The sequence below is a fragment of the Shewanella sp. S1-49-MNA-CIBAN-0167 genome (genome assembly GCF_040310145.1).
Lineage (GTDB): Bacteria > Pseudomonadota > Gammaproteobacteria > Enterobacterales > Shewanellaceae > Shewanella > Shewanella psychromarinicola.
Genome location: NZ_JBEOPO010000396.1, coordinates 1 through 251 on the forward strand (window position 1 = coordinate 1; position 251 = coordinate 251).

Annotated in this window: 1 pseudogene; it reads left to right on the plus strand. The window is 48.2% G+C overall.

Annotation, left to right across the window (positions count from 1 at the left end):
• A pseudogene (locus AAEZ00_RS21785) lies at positions 1-234 on the plus strand (hypothetical protein); the annotation flags it as partial.
• Between the last annotated feature and the right edge of the window lie 17 nt (positions 235-251).

Genomic DNA, 251 nt, shown 5'->3' on the forward strand with positions numbered 1-251 from the left:
GGTGTGCGCGGTATAGTAAGTTCAAGCTTAGAAGCTGACCTCGGTATCAGCGACTTACGCATAGTGAGCCAGGCACTAACACCAGATGAACCACCAGGCCTTGATACCTTAAGCGCCTTTAGCAAACCCGTGTTGTTAGTAACCTCTGAGTTTTCTCCGCGGCTAAATCATCAAGTGTTGCAATTACTGACTCACATCGGCCAGCCACAAGACTCAGGCGAGGCTGATATATAATGATGTCACCTTTGCAT